The sequence below is a fragment of the Pseudonocardia sp. MH-G8 genome, from assembly GCF_002262885.1.
Classification (GTDB): Bacteria; Actinomycetota; Actinomycetes; order Mycobacteriales; family Pseudonocardiaceae; genus Pseudonocardia.
This window is the reverse complement of sequence record NZ_NKYF01000004.1, coordinates 284,717-291,106: the sequence shown is the minus strand read 5'-3', so window position 1 is coordinate 291,106 and position 6,390 is coordinate 284,717. Positions and strand designations below refer to the sequence as shown.

The following is a 6,390-nucleotide window of genomic DNA, read 5'->3' as shown; positions in this document are numbered from 1 at the left end:
CGTGCGGCCGCCACCCCGTGGCGCGGGCCCGGGGACCTCCACCTTTCTGCCTTCGACATGCATCGACCGGCAGAAATTCACATCGTGGAGGTATCCGGAGTGAGCAACTCCAATGAAAGGCTGATTTCTCACCGCATTCGTCGGCAGTGGTTCTGGCTGGGCCTGGCGGTAGTGGTGCACGTGGCGGCGCTGGTCGCCGTACTGACGTTGGTCGTCGGGGGCCGCGTCGCGCCGGTCGGGGTGGCGGCGGCGGCCGCTGCTCTCGTCATCGGGGCGCCGATCACGGCCTTCTGGCTGGAGCGGCGGGATGCGGTGCGTCACCGTCCTGATCGCTGGCTGCGGCGGGCGTTGCTGGTGGTCGTGGCGCACGCCTGCGCAGTCGGGCTGGCGAGCAGCGCCGGCACCGCGGAATGGCAGGTGCAGGCCCTGCTCGTGGTGGCGCTCGCCGTGGTGGAGCTGGTCTGTGTGGTGATGGCAGGCCGGGCGCTGCGATTCCCGCTGACGCCGGAGCTCGGCGAGATGGCGGTCGAGGTGAGCGAGAAGATCCGATCGGAGCACCAGGCGGGCACTCCGGTCTGGGCCTTGCAGGACGAGATGCGCCTGACCGACGAGGGAGTCGTCGCCATTCTGAGTCCGGGGGCGATGTCCGCGTTCGGGATCGGTGTCCGGCTCGCCGACGTGGAGGCCGTCTCGGTACGGCCGGGGCGGGCGGCGGACAACCCGTGGGTTCGGCTCGACGGCGGCGAGCGGTACTTCGTCACCGGGGAAGAGGTCATCGAGCTCCGGCACCGCGGCGGCACGATGGTCGTGCCGGTGTGCAACGCAGCGGCCTTCGCGGAGGTGATCCGCGCCCGGATCGCCGTGTGTCACGGCATTCCGACGAGCAGCTGACCCCAGGCCGCCCGCCGCGAATTCATTGCTCACCCCGGGGGGTGATCCGGACGCACAACTGAACAACAACGGTACCTCGCCTTTCCGTGGGTCGTCACGCCGGTGGATTTCGTTCGCCACCCGGCGTGTCGACCCGTGCGTGGAAAAGGTATTGAAGACGCTACGTAACGTTCAAAATGGGGCGCATGTCACAGTCCCGGTTCTCGATCTTCACCGATAGGGTGACGGGGTCTGGGCGGATCGTCCTCGAGATCGCCTGCAGCATCGTTCTTTTCCAGGAGTGTGTCTTGTGGAGCCGTACCGGATCAAAGCCGTCGAGCCGATTCCCTTTCCTTCGGAAGTCGAGCGCGAACGTGCGCTGACCAAGGCCGGGTACAACCTATTCCGGGTCCCGGCATCGCAGGTCACCATCGATCTGCTGACCGACTCCGGCACCGGATCGATGTCGGCAGCTCAATGGGCTGCGATGATGACCGGCGACGAGGCGTACGCCTGCTCCCCGTCGTACGAGCGATTCGAATCCGTGTTGCGGGACCTCTCCGGGTTCGACGAGATCATGCCTGTCCACCAGGGCCGGGCGGCGGAGCGGGTGGTGTTCTCCACCTTGCTGGGCCCTGGTGACATCGTGGTGTCCAACACTCACTTCGACACGACCAGGGCCCATGTGGAAGTGACCGGGAGCGCGGCCATCGACCTGCCGTGTCCGGAGGCGGCCGACCTGGATTCCGACTATCCCTTCAAGGGGAACATCGATCTCCAAGCCTTGACGGGGCTGCTCACCGGGCCCGACGGTCACCGGGTCAAAGCCGTGGTCATGACCATCACCAACAATGGTGGGGGTGGCCAGCCGGTCTCGCTCGAGAACCTGCGCCGCGTCCGGACGGTGTGCAACGAGCACGGCCTTCCGTTCCTGCTGGATGCGTCCCGATTCGCGGAGAACTCCTGGCTGGTCCTGCAGCGGGAGCAGGGGCACGGGTTCCGGGAGCCGATCGAGGTCGCCCGGGCCACGTTCGACCTGGCCGACATCTTCTGGGCCAGCCTCAAGAAGGACGGGCTGGCCAACATCGGCGGCGTCATCGGAGTGCGGGAGAACGCCGCCCTCGCAGGACGGTTCCGCCAGGAAGTGATCCTGAACGAGGGGTTCTCCACCTACGGCGGTCTCGCCGGTCGCGATCTGGACGCGCTGGCCCAGGGCCTGACCGAGGTGATCGACCCCCGGTACCTGGCCGACCGCGCCGACACCGCGCGCTGGTTCGCCGAGACCTTGCACAAGGCCGGGGTGCCGGTGGTGCAGCCGGCCGGCTGCCACGCGGTGTACGTCCGGGCCGGGGAGATCCTCCCGCACATCCCCGCGCACCAGTTCCCCGGTCACGCCTGGTCCTGCGCGCTGTATCTGGAGGGCGGCATCCGAGCCGTGGAGTTCGGCACCCTGTTGCTCGGTTCTGGCGGCGGCAAGGCACCGCACGAGCTCGTGCGGCTGGCGCTCCCGCGTCGGGTCTACACGCGCTCCCACCTGGAGTTCGTGGCGGAGTCCGCTATCAATGTGGGCCGGCTGGCCGACGACCTGACGGGTTACCGGATCGTGGGAGCCTCACCTGCGTTGCGTCACTTCACCGCGGTGCTGGAGCCGATTCCGCGGGACAACGCGCCCCCCGTCGCCGATGCGCGCGCGTCCACCGCCGGCTGAGAACGATGCGCGGCGCGGGCGCACGGGACATCCCTGGTCACGCCCGGTCCCGTCGTGCCCGCCGCCTCCTCCCGAGCGCGCGGACGAGCACCACGTGCACCGCGCAGAGCACCTGGACGGCGACGTAGCCCCACGCGACCGGCAGCAGGGCCGCGCCCGCGCCCGCGCCGGCCGGCACCAGGAAGACGGCCAGCAGCACCAGCACGGTTCCGGTCAGGTGCAGCCGGGCGTAGGCGACGCCCCTGCCGGTGGCGGTGCGCACTCCGAGCTCGTGCACCACCAGCAGGCGGAACGCCTGGCCGAGCAGGAGCAGCCGCAGCACCTCGGCGGTCGCCGCGTAGCCGGGCCCGAAGATCGACAACCCCGGGCCCGCGAGCAGGGCTCCGAGAGCGAGCAGCGGCAGGAAGATCATGAGCATCTGGCGGCGGGAGGAGGACGTGAGCTCGGCGGTGCGTTCCGGGGCTCGAGCGCAGGTGGCGGACAGCGAGTGGGTGAAGTAGGTGGCCGCGGTCTCCACGACGACGGTTGCCTGCCAGGCGACGAAGAAGGCCGCGCCCGGTTCGGGGCCGAACCGGAGGATGACGAGCAGGGGCACCTGGTTGAGCAGGAGGGTGTTGCCGATCTGGGCGAGCCAGGTGGGTCCGAGGAAGCCCATCACCTCGGATCTGGTCGGTACGGTGCCGCCGGTGCTCCGCGTGGCGCAGCGCCGCACTGTCACCAGCAGGACCAGCGAGCCCGCCGCGATCCACACGACGAGCGGGCCGGCCCAGGAGAGCACCACGCCCTGGGCGCCCAGGGCGGTCCCCAGGACGATGAGGAGTGCGATGCGGACCACGGCGAACAGGCCGTTGCGCCACACGCTCCACCACGGCCGCCCGATCGCGACCAGCACGTAGTCGTGCACGACGAACGCGCCCCATGCGGCGGCTGCCACGGCGAACACCACCGCGCCGACCAGGAGTGAACCGTCCGGACCTGCCGCGGTGCGGGCCAGCGCGGGAGCCGCCAGCACATAGCCGAGGCCTGCGACGCCCGCCAGCGGCATGATCATCAGCAGGCTCCGCCACACCAGCGTGCCGACGTGCCGGCCCGCGACGGGCAGCCACCGCAGCAGGGCCAGGCCGAGGTTCACCTGGGCGATGCCGCCGACGAGCATGAACGCGGAGACCACGGCGGCGGCGAGCCCGAACTCGGCTTGCGGCAGCAGGCGTGCGGCGATGAGCCAGCTGACGAGCCCCGCGAGCGCGCCGAGCCCGCTGCTGATCGAGAGCGCCAGTCCCTCGCCCAGCCCGGCGCGGCGCTCGCCACCGGGCCCGGCGGGCGGCAGGACCACGGTGAGCGGCTCGGTCACGAGCACGCCGATCTCGTGCCCGGTGCGCGGCGAGGGAGCGCGCTGCTCGCCGGGGACGGGGACCGGCATCCGGACAGTGGGCGGGTCCGCCGGATGCAGGCGCCGGGAACCAGCGGCCGGCCGGCCGGCCGGGGCGCCCGGATGCGCACCGGCCGCAGCCACCCCCCGATCGGGGAGCCCGGGGCGGTGCGGGCGGACGTGATCGTGCGGTCCGGGATGCCGCGGCCCGGAAGGCGCGCGTCCCGGCCCCGGAGCACGAAGTCGTTCCGTGTGGTGCGCCGCGTGGGCCCGACGCAGCGCTGAGTCGGTGTGGCCGAAGCGGGCGTCGTCCGGCACGGACATCCTCTCGCTGCGATCGCAATAGCCGTTGCGCGTCGCAGGGTAGACGCACCGACGGCGTCCGGGGTTGCCCACCGTGCGCGCCCGGGACATCCCTCGTCCCCCGCCGAGCCGGCTGCGCGGACGAACTGATCCTCGGACCTGGTTCGACCTGCTGCGTCTCAGTAGGGTGTGCCTCCCGGAGAGGACGTGCCCGATGGATGCTGTTTCGGACGCAGCCCGTGGTGTCGTTGACGTGAGGCGGTTCGACGCCCTCCGTGCCCTCACGCTCTTCGACGGCCTGACCGATGCCCAGCTCGAGGAGCTCGCCGCCGCGGGTGACGAGGTGCGCATCACCCCCGGCGTCGAGCTGTTCCGCGAGGGGCAGCACGCCGACTTCTGGTGGGTGCTCGTGGAGGGCGCCGTCGACCTCCTCCGCCAGGCGGGGCGGGAGGCCGCCGTCGTCGGGAGGATGGACGTGCCGGGCCGGTGGGCCGGGGGGTTCCGCGCATGGGACCAGCACGGCGTCTACCTCGCCACCGGGCGGGGAGCGTTCGACGGGTGGCTGCTGCGGGTGCCGGCCGCCGTGCTGCGCGACCGGACCAGCGCGTGGTTCCCGTTCGGCGCCCACCTCGTGGAGGGTCTCTACGGCACCGCGCGCGCGATCGAGTCGACCGCGCGGCAGAACGCCGGCCTCGCCACCCTCGGAACGCTCGCCGCCGGATTCGCTCACGAGATCAACAACCCTGCGGCCGCCGCGATCCGTGCGTCGACCGCCCTGGAGGACGCGTGCGCCGCGCTGGTCTCGTCGGTCGCGCGGCTCGTCGAGGGTGGGGTGTCGGGAGCGCAGTTCGCCGCGCTGGACGCCCTGCGCAGGGAGATCGAGCCCTCGGTGCGGCCTCTCGGCCCGCTGGCCATGGCGGACCACGAGGACGCCCTGTCGTCGTGGCTCGTCGAACACGACGTGGATCGCGACTGGATGATCGCGCCGGCGCTCGCGGCCGCAGGGGTCGACCTCGCCTGGTGCGAGCGGGCCACCGCGGTGCTCGCGCCGCCGATCCTGGAACCGGGGCTCGAGTGGGTCGCGAGCACGCTCTCCGTGGCGACCCTGCTCGCAGAGGTGCAGGACTCGACCCGACGCGTGTCCGAGCTCGTCGCCGCGGTCAAGTCCTACTCCCAGATGGACCGCGCGTCCCTGCAACGGGTCGACCTGCAGGACGGCCTCGAGAGCACCCTCATGATGCTCGGCCACAAGCTCGGGCCGGGTGTCGAGGTCGTGCGCCGGTACGGCACGGGCGTCCCGCGGGTCGAGGCGTACGCGGGCGAGCTCAACCAGGTGTGGACGAACATCATCGACAACGCCCTGGACGCGATGGACGGCGCCGGCACGCTCCGGATCGACGTTCGGTGCGACGGCGGCGACGTCGTGGTCGAGATCGGTGACACCGGGCCGGGGATGTCGCCGGAGGTAGCGCACCGCGCGTTCGAGGCCTTCTACACGACCAAGGACGTCGGCAAGGGCACCGGGCTCGGCCTCGACACGGCTCGCCGCATCGTGGTCGACCGGCACGGCGGCCGGATCGGCGTCGACTCCCGCCCGGGCGAGACGGTGTTCTGGGTGCGGATCCGCGCCGGGGCGCGGTCACGCCACCGTCCGGCGGACTGACCACGGCTGGGCCGGCGTCAGCGAGTGGCTTCACCGTGACGCCGCGCGCGCCGCCATCAGGGCGGATGCGCTACTCCGACGGCGCCGAGGCGATCACGCCGTCGAGCACGAGGACGGAGCGTTCGATGGCGCGCTGCTGGGCCAGGAGCCTGGCGCGTTCGCTGTGGAGTTCGGCACGCAGCCCGGCACACGGTGTTGCGCGGCCACCGACGAGTGCAACGCAGGGCAGCACCTGGCCGATGGTGGCGGTGTTCATGCCGGCCCGGAGCAGCGTCTGCACGATCCTCACGGTGTCGACCGCGGAGTCGTCGAACTCCCGGTAGTTGCCGGTGGAACGGGTGGCAGACAGGAGGCCGGTCTTCTCGTAATGCCGCAACGACCGTGGGCTGGCACCGGTTCGTTCCGCGAGTTCGCCGATCCGCATGTGGCTGTGCTCCTCGACACGTGATCTTTACCTTGACACCGGTGTCAGACTTT

General features: G+C 71.3%; 5 protein-coding genes. 3 read left to right on the top strand and 2 right to left on the bottom strand.

The window, feature by feature from the left end:
• Positions 1-99 precede the first annotated feature (99 nt).
• Both CFP66_RS13470 and CFP66_RS13465 read left to right on the top strand, forming a co-directional pair.
• Positions 100-891: a hypothetical protein gene (locus CFP66_RS13470; RefSeq protein WP_143517249.1), complete on the top strand. Its 792-nt coding sequence runs from the start codon at positions 100-102 to the stop codon at positions 889-891.
• A 289-nt stretch (positions 892-1,180) separates the two neighbouring features.
• Positions 1,181-2,578, top strand: a complete 1,398-nt coding sequence (locus CFP66_RS13465) for a tryptophanase (RefSeq protein ID WP_094923565.1) — start codon at positions 1,181-1,183, stop codon at positions 2,576-2,578.
• Between the two features lie 37 nt (positions 2,579-2,615).
• Here the strand turns inward: CFP66_RS13465 and CFP66_RS13460 are convergent, their stop codons facing one another.
• Complete coding sequence (locus CFP66_RS13460) at positions 2,616-3,998, bottom strand: lipopolysaccharide biosynthesis protein (protein ID WP_094923563.1); 1,383 nt, start codon at positions 3,996-3,998, stop codon at positions 2,616-2,618.
• Between the two features lie 505 nt (positions 3,999-4,503).
• Between CFP66_RS13460 and CFP66_RS13450 the strand changes: the two genes are divergently transcribed.
• Positions 4,504-5,913, top strand: coding sequence for a sensor histidine kinase (locus CFP66_RS13450; protein ID WP_233159389.1), 1,410 nt, complete (start codon positions 4,504-4,506; stop codon positions 5,911-5,913).
• A gap of 70 nt (positions 5,914-5,983) precedes the next feature.
• On the opposite strand, the gene CFP66_RS13445 is transcribed toward CFP66_RS13450, so the two are convergent.
• On the bottom strand, positions 5,984-6,337 hold the full coding sequence (locus CFP66_RS13445; protein ID WP_094923557.1) for a MerR family transcriptional regulator: 354 nt from the start codon (positions 6,335-6,337) through the stop codon (positions 5,984-5,986).
• Between the last annotated feature and the right edge of the window lie 53 nt (positions 6,338-6,390).

Coding starts and splice junctions, on each gene's coding strand:
- CFP66_RS13445 (WP_094923557.1), bottom strand. CDS start 6,337: ATGCGGATCGGCGAACTCGCGGAACGAACCGGTGCCAGCCCACGGTCG.
- CFP66_RS13460 (WP_094923563.1), bottom strand. CDS start 3,998: ATGCCGGTCCCCGTCCCCGGCGAGCAGCGCGCTCCCTCGCCGCGCACC.